This window comes from Amycolatopsis methanolica 239 (assembly GCF_000739085.1).
GTDB lineage: Bacteria > Actinomycetota > Actinomycetes > Mycobacteriales > Pseudonocardiaceae > Amycolatopsis_E > Amycolatopsis_E methanolica.
In genome coordinates this window covers 1,629,665-1,646,426 of sequence record NZ_CP009110.1, presented here as the reverse complement: position 1 = coordinate 1,646,426, position 16,762 = coordinate 1,629,665, and the positions used below count along the sequence as shown (strand labels likewise).

The window sequence follows — 16,762 nt, the reverse complement described above, 5'->3', positions numbered from 1 at the left end:
GAACACTTGACTGTCACGCTCGCCGAGTTCAACACCGCGCCTCCCGGCGGGGCCGGGGAACTGCTCACCGCGTGCCTGGACGTGCCGCGCTGGGTGGACGCGGTGCTGGCCGGACGGCCCTACCCCGACCTCGCCGCGCTGACCGGCGCCGCCCGCCTCACCCTGACCGGGGACGAGACCCGGCAGGCCATCGCGGCGCACCCGCGGATCGGCGAGAAACCGTCCGGCGGCTGGTCCCGGGACGAGCAGTCCGGTGTGGACGATGCCGCGGCCGCGGAGTTCCGCGCCGCCAACGCCGAGTACGAGGAACGGTTCGGGCACGTGTTCCTGGTCTGCGCGGCCGGCCGCAGCGGCGACGAACTGCTGGCGAACCTGCGGAAGCGCATGCACAACGACCCGGACACCGAGCTGGCCGTCGCCGGACGAGAGCTGGTCGAGATCGCGGTGCTGCGACTGGGAAAGGCGGTGACGGCATGAGCCTGGTGACCACCCACGTGCTGGACACCGCCGCTGGACGCCCCGCCGCGGGCGTTGCCGTGCGGCTGGAAGCGAGCGACGGAACGGTGATCGCACGCGGCCGCACCGACGACGACGGCCGCGTCCGCGACCTCGGCCCCGCGGAACTCGACCCCGGCGTCTACCGGCTGGTGTTCGACACCGGCGCCTACCTCGGCCCGGACGCGTTCTTCCCCGAGGTCACGGTGGCCTTCCGGATCACCGACGGCACGCAGCACCACCACGTGCCGGTGCTGCTGAGCCCGTTCTCCTACTCCACCTACCGAGGGAGCTGACGATGGCGATCAAGCTGGGGCCGAACCAGTACGGCAAGGCCGGGGTCCGCCTCGTCACGGTGACTCGCGCCGGGGACGTGCACCACCTCAAGGACCTCACGGTCTCCACCGCGCTGCGCGGCGACCTCGCCAAGACCCACCTCACCGGCGACAACTCCGACGTGGTCGCCACCGACACGCAGAAGAACACCGTCTACGCGTTCGCCAAGGAGAGCCCGGTCGGCGAGATCGAGGACTTCGGGCTGCGGCTGGCCAGGCACTTCGTCGGCCGGTTCGGCCAGATCACCGGCGCGCGCGTCACGATCGACGAGCACGCCTGGGACCGCATCACCGTCGGCGGCCGCCCGCACGACCACGCCTTTTCCCGGTCGAGCGAGGAGAAGCGGACCACCGTCGTCACGGTCGAGAACGACCGCGCCTGGGTAGTGTCCGGCCTGCGCGACCTGGTCGTGCTGAAGTCCACCGGCTCGGAGTTCCACGGCTTCCCGCGCGACGAGTACACGACGCTGGCCGAGACCGACGACCGCATCCTGGCCACCGCCGTCACCGCGCAGTGGCGGTACCAAGGCAGCGCCATCGACTGGCGCAAGAGCTTCGCGGAGATCCGGCGGATTCTGCTGGAGACGTTCGCGACGAAACATAGCCTTTCGCTGCAGCAGACCCTGTACGCGATGGGCGAGGCGGTTCTCGAAGCACGCGGCGAGGTGGCCGAGATCCGGCTGTCGATGCCGAACAAGCACCATTTAGTGGTCGACCTCAGCCCGTTCGGGCTCACCAACGACAACGAGGTCTTCCACGCCACGGACCGTCCGTACGGCCTGATCGAAGGAACCGTCCTGCGCGACGACGCGGAGGACCCGGGCCCCGCCTGGCAGTAGCGCCGGGCGAGTTGGGAGAACCCGCGTGACCACGACCGCCGCGCCCACAGCGTCCAATTCGGACATCCACTCGATCGACCGCAAACCACCGGCGCTCCAACTCGTCGTCGGTGGCGTCCAGCACGTCGCCGCGATGTACGCCGGGGTCGTCGCCCCGCCGCTGATCATCGGCAGCGCCGTCGGCCTGTCCGGCGGACAGCTGAGCCTGCTGATCAGCGCGAGCCTGTTCACCGCGGGGCTGGCGACCCTGCTGCAGACCCTCGGCGTGTGGCGGTTCGGCGCCCGGTTGCCGCTGGTCAACGGCGTCACGTTCGCGAACGTGGCCCCGGTGATGGCGATCGTGCAGCAGCACGGGCCGCAGAACGCGCTCGGCGTCGTCTACGGCGCCACGCTCGTCGGCGCCGCGCTGATGGTGCTCGCCGCGCCGTTCTTCTCCCGGCTAACGCGGTTCTTCCCGCCGCTGGTGACCGGCACGGTCATCACGCTCATCGGGGTCTCGCTGCTGCCGGTGGCGGTCAACTGGATCTCCGAACAGCAGGACTCCGCCGAACCGCACGGCATCCTGCTCGCCGCGATCACGCTGCTCGCGGTGCTGGCGTTCAACCGGTTCCTGCCCGGCTTCTGGAGCCGGATCGCGTTGCTGCTGGGTTTGGTGGTGGGCACGCTGATCGCGTGGCCGCTCGGCGAGGTCGACACGTCGACCTTCCGCGGGGCGCCGGCGTTCGGCGTCGCGAGCCCGTTCCACTTCGGCAGCCCCGCCTTCGACATCGCGGCCATCGTCTCCATGGCGATCGTGATGATCGTGATCATGGCGGAGAGCACCGCGGACATGCTGGCGCTCGGCGAGGTGGTCGGCCGCCCGACGGAACAGCGGACGCTCGCCGACGGCCTGCGCGCGGACGGGGTGGCGACCGCGGTGTCCACGGTGTTCGGCGGGTTCGCCTGCACCGCCTTCGCGCAGAACGTCGGGCTGGTCGCGCTGACCCGCATGTTCAGCCGGTACGTGGTGGCCGCGTGCGGCGCGATCCTGGTGCTGCTGGGCCTGTTCCCGGTCGCCGGTGGCGTGGTCGCGCTGGTGCCGCAACCGGTGCTCGGTGGCGCCGGGCTGGTGCTGTTCGGCAGCGTCGCGGTCTCCGGCATCCGCACCCTGGCCACGGCCGCGTTCGACCGCCCGGCGAACGTGACGATCGTGGCGGCCGCGCTGGGCGTCGGGATCATCCCGATCGCCGCGCCCGAGTTCTACGCGCACTTCCCGTCGGCCGTGCGGACCGTGCTGGACTCCGGGATCAGCGCCGGCTGCGTGGTCGCCGTGGTGCTCAACCTCGTTTTCGGGACGCGACGGGAACGAACTCCCGCAACAGGTTCGTGAGCAGTTCCGGCTGGTCCTCCGGCACGAGCGTGTAGCTGTCCGGCACCTCGGCCAGCCGCGCGTCCGGGAACAACGCCGCCAGCCGCGGCCTGTGCTCGCGGGGCATGAGCTTGTCCTCCTTCGCCCACACCACGAGCACGGGCCCGGTGAACTCCCCGAGCCTGCCGGACCACTCCAGCAGCGTCTCCTTCGGCGGCGTGTGCAGGCCGTACTTCAGCACGTCCCGCATGATCGCCGGGTTCTCGCGGGCCGGGCGGAACCAGCTGTCCATGACCTCCGCGGGCACCGGCGTCTTGCTCATCCACCCCGACGACCCCGGCGCGCGCTGGACGAACCGGAACTTCAACAGGTGCAGCATCGCCTTCAGGCCGCCGGGGATCCGCGCGACGCGGACGCCTCGCACGCCACCAGCGCCAGCCTGCCGACGCGGCCGGCCAGCCGTTCGGAGATCAGGAACTGGCCGCCGCCCCAGTCGTTGAGGACCAGCGTCACGTCCCGCAGGTCGAGCGCCTCCAGGAATTCGGCCAGCAGCCGCACGTGACCGCGCAGCGACAGGTCGGCGTCCGGTTTCATCGGCTTCCGGTGCGAGCTCTGCTTCAGGCCCGCCCCGGTATAGCCGTTGCGCCGGAGCAACTCCGCGCTCGCGGCGAGGAACAGCTGGCCGAGGAGGTGATCCGTAGCTCCGGCATGGAGTACGGGAAGCTGTTCGACCTGCTGATCGCGCCGGCGCCGGACCTGGTCACCGGACTGGAGCAGGCCTTCGCCGCCGCCGCGGTGACGCTGCGGGAGACCGACTACGCCGACGCCTGCCCGATCGCCACCGTGGCGCTGGAGGTGGCGAGCACGAACGAGACGCTGCGCCGGGCGACGGCGGAGGTGTTCGAGGCCTGGATCGTCACCGGGACGGGTGTTTTCACGCGTTTGGGCCTCAGTGAGGACGACGCCCGGCGGCTGGCGATCGCCGTGATCAGCTCACTGGAAGGGGCCTTCGTGCTCAGCCGTTCGCTGCGGGACGTGGAGCCGCTGGCCGTCGCCGGGGAGGCTGCGGTGGCGACCGCTCGTGAAATGCTCACCGGGAGGGCCCGCGGGTAGTGTCGGGTTCATGAGTTCTGCCATCGATCTGCACGGCCAGCCGCACGTCGACCGCTATCTGGAGACCGACGGCGAGGACGGCTACCACTGGCGCAACGGGACGACGATCCTGATCCTGTTCACTAAGGGCCGCAAGTCCGGGCAGGAGCGCAAGCACGCCCTGATCTTCCGCGAGCACGAGGGCGCCTACCTGGTGGTGGCGTCCAAGGGCGGCACCGACGCGCCGCCGGCGTGGTTCGTCAACCTGCAGGCCGACCCGAACGTCGAGGTCCAGATCAAGGGCGAGCGCTTCAAGGCGGTCGCGAGGGTGGCCACGCCCGACGAGAAGCCCGCGATGTGGGCGAAGATGGCCGAGGTGTGGCCGGACTACGACGAGTACCAGAAGAAGACCTCGCGGGAAATCCCCGTCGTGGTACTGGAACGCGCCTGATCCGCCGCCGCGGTTTCCGGTGCCGCTGATGGTGTGCGCCGGGAACCCGCGGCGATTTCCTTCCCGGGCCGAGGTGGTCGTGAACCCGGCGCCGTCACGGGCGCCTCAGCTGACGATGTGCTCCGGGCGCACCGGGACCCGCGGCAGTTCCTTGCCCGTCGCGGCGCGGATGGCTGCCACGATCGCCGGGGTGGCGGAGATCGTCGGGGGCTCGCCGACTCCGCGCAGGCCGTAGGGCGCGTTCGGGTCGGCCCGTTCCAGCACGTCGATGTCCATCGGTGGCATGTCGAGCACCGTCGGGATCAGGTAGTCCGTGAACGACGGGTTGCGGATCTTCCCGTCCCACGTCTGGATCTCCTCCATCACCGCCAGTCCGAGCCCCTGCGCCGAACCGCCCTGGATCTGGCCCAGCACGGCCTGCGGGTTGAGCGCCCGCCCGACGTCCTGCGCGCAGTCCAGCGCGACCACCTTTACCAGCCCCAGCTCGGTGTCCACGTCCACCACCGCCCGGTGCGCGGCGAACCCGTACTGCACGTGCGCGTTGCCCGCGCCGGTCTCCGGGTCGAGCACCTCGGTCGGCCGGTGCCGCCACTCCACCGTCTCGTCGTAGACGTCTTCGCCGAGCGCGTCGGCAAGGTCGGCGACCACGCCGTCCCGGGTGGACACCAGCTTGCCGCCGACGAGTTCCAGGTCGGGCGATCCGATCCGCTTGGCCAGCGCCGTCCGCACCGCGACGCACGCGGCCCGCACCGCTCCCCCGGTCACGTACGTCTGCCGGGACGCCGAGGTCGAACCTGCGTCGCCGATCGAGGTGTCCGCCGGCAGGATCGTCACCTGCTCCACTCCCAGCTCGGTGCGCACGATCTGCTGCAGCACAGTGACCAGGCCCTGCCCGACCTCGCACGCCGCGGTCTGCACCGTCGCGGCCGCCTCGCCGCCGACGACCCGCAGCTGCACGCGCGCGGTCGAGTAGTCGTCGAAGCCCTCGGAGAAGCAGATGTTCTTGATCCCGACGGCGTACCCGACGCCACGCACGACCCCCTCGCCGTGGGTGGTGTTCGAGACGCCACCGGGCAACGTCCGCAGGTCCCGCTCGCCGGTCGGCGCAGGCGGCAGCGGTTTGGCGGCCACCCGCCGCAGCAGCTCGGCGACCGGCGCGGCCGAGTCCACGACCTGCCCGGTCGGCATGCGGGAGCCCTCGCTCATCGCGTTGCGGACCCGCACCTCGACCGGGTCCAGCCCGCACGCCTGCGCGAGTTTGTCCATTTGGGACTCGTACGCGAACGCCGCCTGCACCGCGCCGAAGCCGCGCATCGCCCCGCACGGCGGGTTGTTCGTGTACGCGCCCCAGCAGTCGACCCGCACGTTGTCCACGTCGTACGGCCCCACGCCGAGGGTCGCGGCGTTGGCGACGACCGCGCCGGTGGACGACGCGTACGCGCCGCCGTCGAGGAAGAGCTTCGCCTTGACGTAGACCAGCTTCCCGTCCCGGTCGGCGCCGTGCTCGTAGTACATCTTCGCCGGGTGCCGGTGCACGTGACCGTAGAACGATTCCTCGCGGTTGTAGACCATCTTCACCGGCTTGCCGGTGCGCAGCGCGAGCAGGCACGCGTGGATCTGGATGGACAGGTCCTCGCGCCCGCCGAACGCGCCGCCGACCCCGCCGAGCGTGAGCCGCACCTTGTCCTCGGGCAACCCGAGCGCCGCGACGATCTGCCGCTGGTCGACGTGCAGCCACTGCGTCGCGACGTACAGGTCGACGCCGCCGTCCTCGGCCGGGACCGCGAGCCCGGACTCCGGGCCGAGGAACGCCTGGTCCTGCATGCCCACCTCGTACACGCCCGACACCACCACGTCGGCGGTCGCGGCCAGGTCGCCGCGGCGGATCGGCACGTGCCGCACGACGTTGCCGTTCGGGTGCACCTTCGGCCCGTCGCCACGCACCGCGCGCTCGGCGTCGGTGACCGGTTCCAGCACCTCGTAGCCGACCCGGATGCGCTGCATCGCCCGGCGCGCGGTCTCCGGGTGGTCGGCGGCCACGAGCGCGACCGGTTCGCCCTGGTAGCGCACCACGTCGACGGCCAGCACCGGCTGGTCCGGGTGCTCCAGGCCGTACCGGTTGGCGCCCGGCAGGTCCTCGTGGGTGAGCACGGCCTCCACACCCGGCACCTTCAGCGCCTCGGTGATGTCGATGCCGGTGATGCGGGCCGACGGGTGCGGGCTGCGCAGGGTCACGCCCCACACCATGTCCTCGTGCCACAGGTCCGAGGAGTACGCGAACTCGCCGCGCACCTTCACGATCCCGTCCGGGCGGCGCGGGCTGGCGCCGATGCCGTCGGCCGTGCCGGTGCGCTCGACTGACGTGGTCATCGCAACCTCCTGCTCGCGGCCGCCAGCTCGCCCGCGATCGCGGTCTCGTCGTCCGTGCGCAGCTCGCCGTCGGCGACCACCGGCCGGCCCCCGACGAGCAGCAGCTTCAGCGGCGGGGTCGCGCCGAGCACGAGCGCGGCCAGCGGGTCCTCGATCCCGGCGTAGCGCAGGCCGTTCAGGTTCCACACGGCGAGGTCGGCGAGCTTGCCGGGCTCGATGGAGCCGAGCTCGCCGTCCCGGCCGAGGCAGCGCGCGCCGCCCATGGTGCCCATCCACAACGCCTCGCGGACGGCCAGCGCGGTCGGGCCGCCGCGTTGCCGCGCCTGCAGCAACGCCTGGTGCAGCTCCTCGCCGAGCCCGCCGGACTCGTTGGACGCGGCGCCGTCGACCCCGAGGCCGACCGGGGCGCCGGCGTCGAGCAGGTCCCGCACCGGCGCGATCCCGGTGCCGAGGCGGCCGTTCGACGTCGGGCAGTGCGCCGAACCGGTGCGGGTGGCGCCCATGCGGCGGATCGCCGGGCCGTTGAGGTGGACCGTGTGCGCGAGCCACACGTCGTCGCCGAGCCAGCCCAGCTTGTCGGCGTACTCGGCGGGCGTGCAGCCGTTCTCGGCGACGCACTGCTCTTCCTCGTCCAGCGTCTCGGCGAGGTGGGTGTGCAGCCGGACTCCCTTGCGCCGCGCCAGATCCGCGGCCTGCCGCATCAGATCCTCGCTGACCGAGAACGGCGAGCACGGCCCGGCGGCGATCCGGATGCGCGAGTTCCGCGCCGGGTCGTGGTGGGCGTCGATCGCGGCTTCGGTGCCCAGCAACGCGGCTTCGGTGGTTTCCACCAGGTTGTCCGGCGGCAGGCCGCCGTCGGACTCGCCGCGGTCCATCGACCCGCGCACGAGGTGCGCGCGCACGCCGATCCGGTTCGTCGCCGCGACGAGCGCCTCGATCTGGTCGCTATCCTGTGGGAATACGTAGTGGTGATCGGCGACCGTGGTGCAGCCGGTCATCGCCAGGTGCGCCATCCCGGCGGTCGCGGCGGCGTGCGTGATGCCGGCGTCCAGCCGCTTCCAGACCGGGTACAGGTGGACCAGCCACTCGAACAACGTGGCGTCGGCCGCGAGCCCGCGGGTGGCCCACTGGTACAGGTGGTGGTGCGTGTTGACCAGGCCGGGCGTGACCAGGCAGCCTGCGGCGTCGAGCCGCTCCCCCGGCACGCCCGCCGGACCGGGGCCGACGGCGGTGATCGTGTCGCCGTCGATGACGACGTGCCCGCTGCGGTGCTCGGCGCCGTCGGCGTCGACCGTCGCGATGGCGGCGTTCTCCAGGATCAGGGTCATTTCGCCGCCGCCCGCACCGCGTCGAGGATCTTTTCGTAGCCCGTGCAGCGGCAGAGGTTCCCGGCGAGCGCCTCCCGGATCTCCTCGTCGCTCGGGTTCGGTACCCGGTTCAGCAGGTCGTGCGCGGCGACCACCAGACCGGGCGTGCAGAAGCCGCACTGCACGGCGCCCGCGTCCACAAAGGACTGCTGCACCGGATCGAGCCGGTCGCCGTCGGCCAGCCCTTCGACGGTGCGCACCTCGCGTCCCTCGGCCTGCCCCGCGGCGACCAGGCACGCACAGACCGGCGTGCCGTCCAGGTAGACCGTGCAGGAACCGCATTCGCCCTGCTCACAGGCGTTCTTCGAGCCGGGCAGGCCGAGCCGCTCGCGCAGCAGGTAGAGCAGGCTCTCGCCCTCCCACACGTCGTCGGCCTGCCGGGCTTCGCCGTTGACCGTCACGTTCACGCGCATGTCCGCTCACTTCCCAGGTAGTCCTGCCAGGCCCAGCCGAGTGTCCGGCGGGCGAGCACCGCCAGCGCGTGCTTGCGGTACTCCGCGGTGCCGCGCACGTCGTCGATCGGCGCGGCCGCCGACGCGACCAGCTCGCCGAAGCGCCGTTTGACCGAGTCGCGGAGCGGCGCGGGCGCGTCCCACGGCAGCTCGGCGGCCAGGAACTCCTCGGCTTCGGCGGCTCGGCGGGGAGTGGGCGCCGCGGAGCCGATCGCCGCGCCCGCGCACCGGTGCTCCGGATCGAGCGCGACGGCGAACGAGCACACCGCGATCACCATGGCGTTGCGTGTGCCGACCTTCGCGAACTGCTGGGGCGCGCTCGCGACCGGCAGGTGCACGGCCACGATCAGCTCGTCGGGCGCGAGGCTGTGCTTCTTGACGCCGACGTAGAAGTCGTCCGCATCGATCATCCGGGTGCCCCGCGTGGAGGCGACCTCGACCCGCGCGCCGGTGGCGAGCAGCACCGGGTGCGTGTCCCCCGCGGGCGAGGCGGCGCCGAGGTTGCCGCCGACCGTGCCGCGGTTGCGGATCTGCGGCGAGCCGACCGTGCGCGAAGCCATCGCCAGCGCGGGCAGCTTTTCACCCAGCTCGGTGATCAGCCGCGTGTAGGAAACGCCCGCGCCGAGCCGGACCACGCCGTCCTCGACGGTCCACCCGGCCAGTTCCGCGACGCGGGTCAGGTCGAGCAGCGCCTCCGGACGGCGGTGGTCGAAGTTCAGCTCGACCATGACATCCGTGCCGCCCGCCAGTGGCACGGCGTCCGGGCGCTCGGCCTTCGCGGCGAGCGCCTCGGCCAGGTTCGCCGGTCGCAGGAATTCCATGCCAAGAAGTAGACGCCGGAGGCACGGGCACCGGCAACGGCGGCTCAGTACGAACCGACAGCAGCGTGCGGGCCCGCGTTTGTGCTTTCCTACAACCCTGATGACGACCGTGAAAACTCTGCTGGAGATCCCGGAACTGCGCCTGCGGTTGCGCACCGGCGCCGGGCAGCTCGGCCGCGCGGTCAGCCGGATCTACGTCACCGAGCTGCCCGACCCGAGCCGGTACGTCTTGGCGGGCGAGGTCGTCCTCAGCGGGCTGCTGTGGTGGCGCGAGCCGGGCGACGCCGCGCCGTTCGTCGCCGCGCTGGCCCGGGCCGGGGTCGCCGCGCTGGCCGCGTCCGGCGCGGACACCGGCGGGATCCCGCCGGACGTCGTGCAGGCGTGCGCGCAGCACCGCATCCCGCTGCTGGAGGTGCCCGCCGACCTGTCGTTCGCGGTGATCACCGAGCGCGTGGTGCTGGAGCTGGCCGCGGCGCGGGGCCGGGAGCCGAGCGGCGCCCGCAAACGCTTGCTGGCCGCGGCGACCGAGGACATCTCGCTGCCCGCGTTGCTGAGGCAGGGCGCGATCGAGCTGGGCGCGCCGTGCTGGGTGCTGTCCGGGACGGGCCGGGTGGTCGCGGGCACGGCCGAGCCGCCCGAGGACCTCGTGGCGCATTTCGTGCCCGGCCGGGAGGTCACGGTCCACGACGGGTACGCGCTGATGCCGGTCGGCGGGAGCTTCGCGGTGCCGTGGCTGCTGGCGGTCGCGCAGCCGGATCCGGATGAGCTGGCCGCGGAGCTGGCCGAGCTGGTGCGGCTGGCCCGGGCGCGGGCCGACCAGGTGCGGCGCATGTCGGGCCGGGCGGCCGAGCCGTTGCTCCAAGCGCTGGCCGACGGCGGGCCGGTCGGGGACTCCTTCGCCGCGTCCGGACTGCCCGTCGAGGCGGAGATCCGCGTGCTGCTCGCGCGGGCGCCGGACGACGGCCCGGCCCTGGCGGCGGAGGTGCTGGCCGAACTGCTCGCCGACGCGCGGCCGCTGGTCGGCGTCGTCGGCGCGGACGCCTACGCGCTGGTCGCCGGACCGGGCAACTGGATGCGCGCGGCGGGCGAAGCGCTGACGCGGCTGGACCGGCTGATGTCGTTGTCGCGGTTCCACCTGGGTTCCGGCGGCCCGGCGTCGGTGGACGGCCTGCACGGCGCGACGCAGGAGGCGCGGCACGCGGTCGAACTGGCGGCCCGCCGCGGCGGGCGGATCGAGCTGGTGGCCGGCGAGGACATCGCCGTGCACCAGTTGCTGGCCGCCGGCGCGCCGGACGAGCTGCGCCGGTCGGTGCGGGCGCGGGTGCTCGGGCCGTTGCTCGCCTACGACGCGGCGCAGGGCACGGATCTGGTGCACACCGTGCGGGTCTACCTCGAGTGCTCCAGCTCGCCGACCGCGGCGGCGCGAGCGCTGCACGTCCACGTCAACACGCTGCGGTACCGCATCGCGCGGGCGTCGGAGTTACTCGGCGTGGACCTCAACGACTTCGTCACCCAGGTGGACGTGTATCTCGCGCTTCTGGTTACCGTCTAAGCAGGTTAACTGGTAACGTCCGGCTCTTGGAGGAATTCGAGACACCGGGCGGGACCGTGCGCTGGGCTTCTTCGGGTTCCAGCCCGCCGGTCGTGTTGCTTCACGGCACGCCGTTCTCGTCGTCCGTGTGGCGCGACATGGCGTCCGCGTTGAGCGAGCGGCACCAGGTGTTCGTCTGGGACATGCCGGGCTACGGGCGATCCGGGAAGCGAGACGGCCAGGACGTGTCGCTGGGGACGCAGGCGGAGATCTTCGCGTCGCTGCTGGAGCACTGGGGGCTGGAGTCGCCGCCGGTCGTGGCGCACGACTTCGGCGGCGTCGTCTCGCTGCGGGCGCACCTGCTGCACGGCGCGCGGTACGACCAGCTCGCACTGGTGGACGTCGTGGCGATCGCGCCGTGGGGGACGCCGTTCTTCCACCTGGTGCGGGACAACCCGTGGGTCTTCGAGCAGCTGCCATCGCACCTGCACGAAGTGATCGTGCGCACGCAAACCGCGACCGCGTCCGCTGCCGGTCTGCGCGACGGCGTGCTGGACGAGCTGGTCGCGCCGTGGCTCGGCGCCGCGGGGCAGGCCGCGTACTACCGGCAGATCGCGCAGGCGGATCAGCGGCTCACCGACGAGATCGAGCCGCTGCTGGGCACGCTGGACCTGCCGGTGCTGGTCGGCTGGGGCGAGGCCGACGAGTGGATCCCGGTCGAGCAGGGCAAGGAACTGGCGTCCCGCATCCCGGGCGCGCGGCTGCGCCTGTTCCCCGGCGCCGGGCACCTGGTGCAGGAGGACGCGCCGGCCGCGCTCACCGCCACCCTGCTGGAATTCCTCGGTCAGCCGCGGAAGGACGCGTAGCTTTCCAAGCACGCGCGGGTCAGTCCGGTCGACTCGGTCACCTCAGCAGCGTCGATGGCGCCGCAATCCAAGCCGCGCAACAGGAAACCGGACAACGCCCGTGCCGTGGCCGGCTCGTCGAGCACGCCGCTGTCCAGCTGCGCGGCGTAGTCCCGCAACCTCGCCGCCGCCGCGGGCAGGCCCTCGCGGAAGAAGGCGTACGTCGCGGCGAAGCGGGTGGGCAACTGGTGCGGGTGCAAGTCCCAGCCCTGGTAGAAGCCGCGCTCCAGCGAGCGTCGCACGAGCCGCAGGTGCTCGCGCCAGCCCGGCAGCAGCGCGTCGCCAACCGGAAGTTTGTTCGTCGACCCGTCAGACAGGCGCACACCCGTTCCCGCGACGCTGACCTGCATGAACGCCTTCGCGAAGTCCGCGGCCGGATGGTCCATGCTCTGGTGCTCCGCGGCGATGCCCAGCCCGGCGCTGTAGTCGTAGGTGCCGTAGTGCAGCCCACTGCATCGGCCGTCCGCGGCCTGCACGATCCGGGCCACCGCAACGCGCCCTTCCCCGTCCACGATGGACTGCGCGGTCTCGACCTGCACCTCGAACCGCAGCTCGCCGTCCGGGAGACCGTAGGCCGCCTCCAGGTGGCCGAGCACCTCGGCGGCGGCGCCGACCTGCTCGACCGCCGTCACCTTCGGCAACGTCACCACGAACCCGGCCGGAAGCTCGCCGTGCTCCAGTAACCCGGACAGGAACAGGTCGAGCGTCCGGATGCCGCGACGGCGGGTCGCGCGTTCGAAGCTCTTGAACCGGATTCCGCAGAACGGCGTGGCCGGGTTCGCCGCCAGCACCCGGCCCGCCGTGACCGCGGCGTCGTCCTCGGCGTCGTCGCCGGGGCGGCCATAGCCGTCCTCGAAGTCGATGCGCAGGTCCTCGACCGGCTCGGTCACCAGCTTGCGCCGCACCCGCTCGGCGACGGCCGGGTCGAGCCCGAGCGCGTCGCCGTCGGAGTCGAACACCGCCCGCGCCTGTTCGCCCCAGCGCGCGACCAGTTCGGCGGAGTACCGGTGCGCCGGCACGTAGACCGTGTGCACCGGTTGCCGCCCGGACGGCTCACCGGGGTAGCGCGCCTCGACCCGCGCGTCCACTTCGGACAGCCGGGCGTCGATGCCCGCGTACACGTCCCCGGTGAGCCGTCCGGCCACGGTTACTTGATCCGCTCGTAGGCGGGCAGGGTCAGGAAGTCGACGAACTCGTCGGCGAGCGCGACCTCCTCGAAGATCTCGACCGCCGGGGCGAGCAGGTCGGCCGGGACCTGGCCGTCGAGCTCCTTGCGCACGTCGTCCAGCACCGACTTGACCAGGTCGCGGGTGACCGTCTGGCCGTTGTCGAGCTGGGTGCCGTTCTGCACCCACTGCCAGATCTGCGAGCGCGAGATCTCCGCGGTCGCGGCGTCCTCCATCAGGTTGTGGATGCCCGCCGCGCCATTGCCGCCCAGCCAGGAGGCGATGTAGCGGACGCCCACGTCGACCGCGCCACGCAGGCCGGCCTCGGTGGCGCCGCCCTCGGTGCTCGCGACGTCGAGCAGCTGGTCGGCGGTCACCGACACGTCCTCACGCAGCCGGTCGAGCTGGTTCGGCTTGTCGCCGAGGACCTTGTCGAACTCCTCCTTGCACAGCTCGACCATACCGGGGTGCGCGACCCACGAGCCGTCGAAGCCGTCGTTGGCCTCGCGGGCCTTGTCGGCGTGGACCTTCTTCGAGGCGTTCTCGTTGACCTCGGGGTCCTTGCTCGGGATGAACGCGGCCATGCCGCCGATCGCGAACGCGCCGCGCTTGTGGCAGGTGCGCACCAGCAGCTCGGTGTAGGCGCGCATGAACGGCGCGGTCATGGTGACGCTGTTGCGGTCCGGCAGCACGAACTTCTCGCCCGCGTCGCGGAAGTACTTGATGACGCTGAACAGGTAGTCCCAGCGACCGGCGTTGAGGCCGGAGGCGTGCTCGCGCAGCTCGTAGAGGATCTCCTCCATCTCGAACGCGGCCGGGATGGTCTCGATCAGGACGGTGGCGCGGACGGTGCCGTGCTCGATGCCCAGCGTCTTCTCGGCGTGGGTGAACACGTCGTTCCACAGGCGGGCCTCGAGGTGGCTCTCCATCTTCGGCAGGTAGAAGTACGGGCCCTTGCCGCGCTCGAGCAGCTCCTTCGCGTTGTGGAAGAAGTAGAGCCCGAAGTCGACCAGCGCGCCGACGCCCTTGCGGCCGCCGAAGGTCAGGTTGTGCTCGTCGAGGTGCCAGCCGCGCGGGCGGACCACGATGGTCGCCAGCTCGATGTCGTTGCGCAGCTCGTAGTGCTTGCCGTTGGAGTCGAGCTCGATGGTGCCGCGGATCGCGTCGTACAGGTTGACCTGGCCGCCGACGACGTTGTGCCAGTGCGGGGTGTTGGCGTCCTCGAAGTCGGCCAGCCACACCTTGGCGCCCGAGTTGAGGGCGTTGATCGTCATCTTGCGGTCGGTCGGGCCGGTGATCTCCACGCGGCGGTCACGCAGGGCAGGCGGCGCCTCGGCCACCCGCCAGTCGCCCTCGCGGATCTCCTTGGTCTCGGGGAGGAAGTCCAGGCGCCCGGTGCGCTTGGCCTCCTCGCGCCGCTTCGCGCGGGCGGCGAGCAGCTCGTCACGGCGAGCCGCGAAGTTCTCGTGCAGCCCGGCCAGGAAGTCCAGCGCTTCCCGGGTCAGGATCTCGTCGCCTCGCTCGACGGAGCCACCGAGCACCTGGACGTCAGCCATGCGGAACACTCCCAAGAAGACTTGCGGTTCGGTTTTTTACATCCCGGACTATAGTTTCTACATAGCGGAAGCTCAATGTGAGGAGTCGCGGTGGCCGAGGAGAAGGCAGGACGAGACGGCGGGGTCCAGTCGCTGCGTCGCGCGTTCGAGCTACTCGAGCGGCTGGCGGACACCGGCGGCGAGGCCAGCCTGTCCGAGCTGGCGGCCACCTCGGGCCTGCCGATGCCGACGATCCACCGCCTGATCCGCACGCTCGTGCAGCTCGGCTACGTGAGGCAGAACACGAACCGGAAGTACGCGCTGGGGGCGCGGCTGATCCGGCTCGGCGAGAACGCGAGCATGCAGTTCGGCACGTGGGCGCGCCCGCTGCTGGCGGAACTGGTGGAGGCGACCGGCGAGACGGCGAACCTGGCGGTGCTGGAGCGCGACGAGGTGGTGTACGTGTCGCAGGTGCCGTCGAAGCACTCGATGCGGATGTTCACCGAGGTCGGACGGCGGGTGCTGCCCCACGGGACGGGCGTCGGGAAGGCCATCCTGTCGCAGCTGCCCGCCGAGGACGTCCGCGCGCTGCTGGACCGCACAGGCATGCCCGCATACACCGACCACACCTTCACGGACCCCGACGAGCTCCTGGCGCACCTCGCCCAGGTGGCCGCGCAGGGTTACGCCGTCGACGAGAGCGAGCAGGAACTGGGAGTGCGGTGCATCGCGGTCCCGCTCACCGGGACACCGGCCCCCGCGGCGGTCTCGGTGTCGGGCCCGTCCGGGCGGCTGACACGTGAGGCGGTCTCGCGGATCGCTCCGCTGGTTCAGGCGACGGCGGCGACGTTGTCGACGCACTTGGCGGAAAGCGCCTGATCAGCCGAACCAGGGGTTTTCGAGGGGCTGGTCGTCGACCTGGATGTGGTAGTCGGCGCCGCCGTTCGCGACTGCGTGACAGTCGCGGTGACCCCGTAGCGCTTGCCCCCGACGGTGAGCACGCAGCGAGCGCTGTTACCCGGCTGCGCGGTCAGCGGATCCGGGCAATCGACCGCCTCGGGCGGGTGCCCGACCATGCTGAGGACCGTGTCGGAAATCCCCTGCTCGACGGTCTCCTGACTGAGCGAACGGGTCGTCCCGACGGTGACCGTGCAGGCGGCGAGCAGCAGGGCAGAGCAGACGACGAGCGCGGCGCGGAACATTGCGAGAACCCCAGGAAGTGAAAGCGCGCGCCGCCTCCCCAGCGACGCGCCCTCACATCCTGCACTGCTCTGACCTGGCTTGTACAGCGTTCCCGATCTTCTCACCCGATCAGGGGGATGCGGTCGAGGATGTCGCAGCGGAGGTCAAGCGCCGCGACCAGTTCGGCGGGATCACGGTGGTCGCGGATCCGGTCGAGGGCGTCGGCGCGGTCGGCGAACAGCGTGAACCCGCGGAACCGGCGTTCATCGGTGAGCAGGAACTCCGCCAGCGCCGGGGTGATCACGTGGGCGAGGAACCGCTCGTCCGGCCCGTTGACCTCGAACCGGTCGTCGAAGGCCGGGTGGCCGGTGCGGAAGTCGCCCTGCCCGACGGCCGCGTTGATCTTGCTGACCATCCCCACCGTCTGCCGCACGTACACCGGCGGGCACGGCGCGGGCGTGCGCACCCAGATGCAGAGTTCGGTGGTGATCTGGTGCATGTAGAAGATTTCGAGCGTCGCGGCGACGAACGGGCGGCCGGGGCGGGTGCCGGTGATGATGTCGTGAGCGCTTCGCGCGTGCGGCGGCCGGATGAAGTGCTGCTCCAGCGGCCCCGGCGCCTTGACCTGGAAGCCGGACCGCCATACCGGCTGGTTCGGGCGCCAGAACTGGCTCTGCTCCGGGCTCCAGAACTGCTCGTACTGCCGGTTGTAGGCCTCGGCCAACGAATCGTCGCGCTCGACGTACGTCCACCCCCGCCGCGGCAACTCCTCCCGCAACTTGGCGAGCGTGACCGCCGCGGCGGCACCCTGCCTGCGGTTGAACCACACGATCAGCCAGGTGATCAGCCCCATGAAGACCACTGACCCGCGAC

General features: G+C 71.7%; 19 protein-coding genes. 9 read left to right on the top strand and 10 right to left on the bottom strand.

The features are described 5' to 3' along the window. Positions 1–6 precede the first annotated feature (6 nt). From uraD to AMETH_RS08035, 4 genes are read left to right on the top strand one after another with little or no spacing between them, the layout of a single operon-like run. Positions 7–477: a 2-oxo-4-hydroxy-4-carboxy-5-ureidoimidazoline decarboxylase gene (uraD, locus tag AMETH_RS08050; protein WP_017987558.1), complete on the top strand. Its 471-nt coding sequence runs from the start codon at positions 7–9 to the stop codon at positions 475–477. After that, on the top strand, positions 474–791 hold the full coding sequence (uraH, locus tag AMETH_RS08045) for a hydroxyisourate hydrolase (protein WP_017987557.1): 318 nt from the start codon (positions 474–476) through the stop codon (positions 789–791). The genes uraD and uraH overlap by 4 nt, the downstream gene beginning before the upstream one ends. A 2-nt stretch (positions 792–793) precedes the next feature. Continuing rightward, positions 794–1,669: a factor-independent urate hydroxylase gene (gene pucL, locus AMETH_RS08040; RefSeq protein ID WP_017987556.1), complete on the top strand. Its 876-nt coding sequence runs from the start codon at positions 794–796 to the stop codon at positions 1,667–1,669. A gap of 25 nt (positions 1,670–1,694) precedes the next feature. After that, entirely contained in the window at positions 1,695–3,038 is a 1,344-nt protein-coding gene (locus AMETH_RS08035) for a nucleobase:cation symporter-2 family protein (RefSeq protein WP_017987555.1), read from the top strand. On the opposite strand, the gene AMETH_RS08030 is transcribed toward AMETH_RS08035, so the two are convergent. Together AMETH_RS08030 and AMETH_RS35570 are read right to left on the bottom strand one after the other, a co-directional pair. Further along, positions 2,986–3,441: an alpha/beta fold hydrolase gene (locus tag AMETH_RS08030; protein WP_051079505.1), complete on the bottom strand. Its 456-nt coding sequence runs from the start codon at positions 3,439–3,441 to the stop codon at positions 2,986–2,988. The genes AMETH_RS08035 and AMETH_RS08030 overlap by 53 nt on opposite strands. Continuing rightward, a complete protein-coding gene (locus tag AMETH_RS35570) occupies positions 3,402–3,611 on the bottom strand; it encodes a hypothetical protein (protein ID WP_051079504.1) in 210 nt (69 codons plus the stop codon). Before AMETH_RS35570 ends, AMETH_RS08030 begins: the two co-directional genes overlap by 40 nt. 9 nt (positions 3,612–3,620) lie before the next feature. Between AMETH_RS35570 and AMETH_RS08025 the strand changes: the two genes are divergently transcribed. Together AMETH_RS08025 and AMETH_RS08020 are read left to right on the top strand one after the other, a co-directional pair. Further along, positions 3,621–4,130 carry an LmrA/YxaF family transcription factor gene (locus tag AMETH_RS08025; protein ID WP_209436855.1) on the top strand — a complete coding sequence of 170 codons (510 nt, stop codon included), beginning with the start codon at positions 3,621–3,623 and terminating at the stop codon, positions 4,128–4,130. A 10-nt stretch (positions 4,131–4,140) separates the two neighbouring features. After that, entirely contained in the window at positions 4,141–4,560 is a 420-nt protein-coding gene (locus AMETH_RS08020; protein ID WP_017987553.1) for a nitroreductase family deazaflavin-dependent oxidoreductase, read from the top strand. 105 nt (positions 4,561–4,665) lie between these two features. Here AMETH_RS08020 and pucD read toward each other — a convergent pair whose 3' ends face one another. From pucD to AMETH_RS08000, 4 genes are read right to left on the bottom strand one after another with little or no spacing between them, the layout of a single operon-like run. Beyond that, on the bottom strand, positions 4,666–6,930 hold the full coding sequence (gene pucD, locus AMETH_RS08015; protein ID WP_017987552.1) for a xanthine dehydrogenase subunit D: 2,265 nt from the start codon (positions 6,928–6,930) through the stop codon (positions 4,666–4,668). Continuing rightward, positions 6,927–8,258: an 8-oxoguanine deaminase gene (locus tag AMETH_RS08010; RefSeq protein WP_017987551.1), complete on the bottom strand. Its 1,332-nt coding sequence runs from the start codon at positions 8,256–8,258 to the stop codon at positions 6,927–6,929. The genes pucD and AMETH_RS08010 overlap by 4 nt, the downstream gene beginning before the upstream one ends. After that, entirely contained in the window at positions 8,255–8,710 is a 456-nt protein-coding gene (locus AMETH_RS08005) for a (2Fe-2S)-binding protein (protein ID WP_017987550.1), read from the bottom strand. The genes AMETH_RS08010 and AMETH_RS08005 overlap by 4 nt, the downstream gene beginning before the upstream one ends. Continuing rightward, positions 8,701–9,570 carry an FAD binding domain-containing protein gene (locus AMETH_RS08000; protein WP_017987549.1) on the bottom strand — a complete coding sequence of 290 codons (870 nt, stop codon included), beginning with the start codon at positions 9,568–9,570 and terminating at the stop codon, positions 8,701–8,703. Before AMETH_RS08000 ends, AMETH_RS08005 begins: the two co-directional genes overlap by 10 nt. 100 nt (positions 9,571–9,670) lie before the next feature. Between AMETH_RS08000 and AMETH_RS07995 the strand changes: the two genes are divergently transcribed. Both AMETH_RS07995 and AMETH_RS07990 read left to right on the top strand, forming a co-directional pair. Further along, positions 9,671–11,122, top strand: a complete 1,452-nt coding sequence (locus tag AMETH_RS07995) for a PucR family transcriptional regulator (protein WP_017987548.1) — start codon at positions 9,671–9,673, stop codon at positions 11,120–11,122. 26 nt (positions 11,123–11,148) lie between these two features. Further along, on the top strand, positions 11,149–11,967 hold the full coding sequence (locus AMETH_RS07990; RefSeq protein WP_017987547.1) for an alpha/beta fold hydrolase: 819 nt from the start codon (positions 11,149–11,151) through the stop codon (positions 11,965–11,967). Here the strand turns inward: AMETH_RS07990 and AMETH_RS07985 are convergent. Together AMETH_RS07985 and aceB are read right to left on the bottom strand one after the other, a co-directional pair. Next, entirely contained in the window at positions 11,946–13,151 is a 1,206-nt protein-coding gene (locus AMETH_RS07985; RefSeq protein WP_017987546.1) for a DUF6986 family protein, read from the bottom strand. The two genes, AMETH_RS07990 and AMETH_RS07985, sit on opposite strands and share 22 nt — an antisense overlap. A 2-nt stretch (positions 13,152–13,153) precedes the next feature. After that, positions 13,154–14,728 (bottom strand): malate synthase A, encoded by a 1,575-nt coding sequence (aceB, locus tag AMETH_RS07980; protein WP_026153918.1) that lies wholly within the window; start codon positions 14,726–14,728, stop codon positions 13,154–13,156. Between the two features lie 90 nt (positions 14,729–14,818). Here aceB and AMETH_RS07975 point away from each other — a divergent pair, with 90 nt between their 5' ends. Beyond that, positions 14,819–15,586 carry an IclR family transcriptional regulator gene (locus AMETH_RS07975; RefSeq protein WP_017987544.1) on the top strand — a complete coding sequence of 256 codons (768 nt, stop codon included), beginning with the start codon at positions 14,819–14,821 and terminating at the stop codon, positions 15,584–15,586. Here the strand turns inward: AMETH_RS07975 and AMETH_RS07970 are convergent. Together AMETH_RS07970 and AMETH_RS07965 are read right to left on the bottom strand one after the other, a co-directional pair. Beyond that, complete coding sequence (locus tag AMETH_RS07970) at positions 15,538–15,909, bottom strand: DUF4333 domain-containing protein (protein ID WP_017987543.1); 372 nt, start codon at positions 15,907–15,909, stop codon at positions 15,538–15,540. The genes AMETH_RS07975 and AMETH_RS07970 overlap by 49 nt on opposite strands. Positions 15,910–16,010: 101 nt before the next feature. Next, a complete protein-coding gene (locus AMETH_RS07965) occupies positions 16,011–16,742 on the bottom strand; it encodes a hypothetical protein (protein WP_156131626.1) in 732 nt (243 codons plus the stop codon). Positions 16,743–16,762 lie beyond the last annotated feature (20 nt).

Coding starts and splice junctions, on each gene's coding strand:
- AMETH_RS07970 (WP_017987543.1), bottom strand. CDS start 15,909: ATGTTCCGCGCCGCGCTCGTCGTCTGCTCTGCCCTGCTGCTCGCCGCC.
- pucD (WP_017987552.1), bottom strand. CDS start 6,930: ATGACCACGTCAGTCGAGCGCACCGGCACGGCCGACGGCATCGGCGCC.
- AMETH_RS08020 (WP_017987553.1), top strand. CDS start 4,141: ATGAGTTCTGCCATCGATCTGCACGGCCAGCCGCACGTCGACCGCTAT.
- AMETH_RS08000 (WP_017987549.1), bottom strand. CDS start 9,570: ATGGAATTCCTGCGACCGGCGAACCTGGCCGAGGCGCTCGCCGCGAAG.
- AMETH_RS07995 (WP_017987548.1), top strand. CDS start 9,671: ATGACGACCGTGAAAACTCTGCTGGAGATCCCGGAACTGCGCCTGCGG.
- pucL (WP_017987556.1), top strand. CDS start 794: ATGGCGATCAAGCTGGGGCCGAACCAGTACGGCAAGGCCGGGGTCCGC.
- AMETH_RS07965 (WP_156131626.1), bottom strand. CDS start 16,742: ATGGGGCTGATCACCTGGCTGATCGTGTGGTTCAACCGCAGGCAGGGT.
- AMETH_RS08005 (WP_017987550.1), bottom strand. CDS start 8,710: ATGCGCGTGAACGTGACGGTCAACGGCGAAGCCCGGCAGGCCGACGAC.
- AMETH_RS08010 (WP_017987551.1), bottom strand. CDS start 8,258: ATGACCCTGATCCTGGAGAACGCCGCCATCGCGACGGTCGACGCCGAC.
- AMETH_RS35570 (WP_051079504.1), bottom strand. CDS start 3,611: ATGAAACCGGACGCCGACCTGTCGCTGCGCGGTCACGTGCGGCTGCTG.
- aceB (WP_026153918.1), bottom strand. CDS start 14,728: ATGGCTGACGTCCAGGTGCTCGGTGGCTCCGTCGAGCGAGGCGACGAG.
- uraH (WP_017987557.1), top strand. CDS start 474: ATGAGCCTGGTGACCACCCACGTGCTGGACACCGCCGCTGGACGCCCC.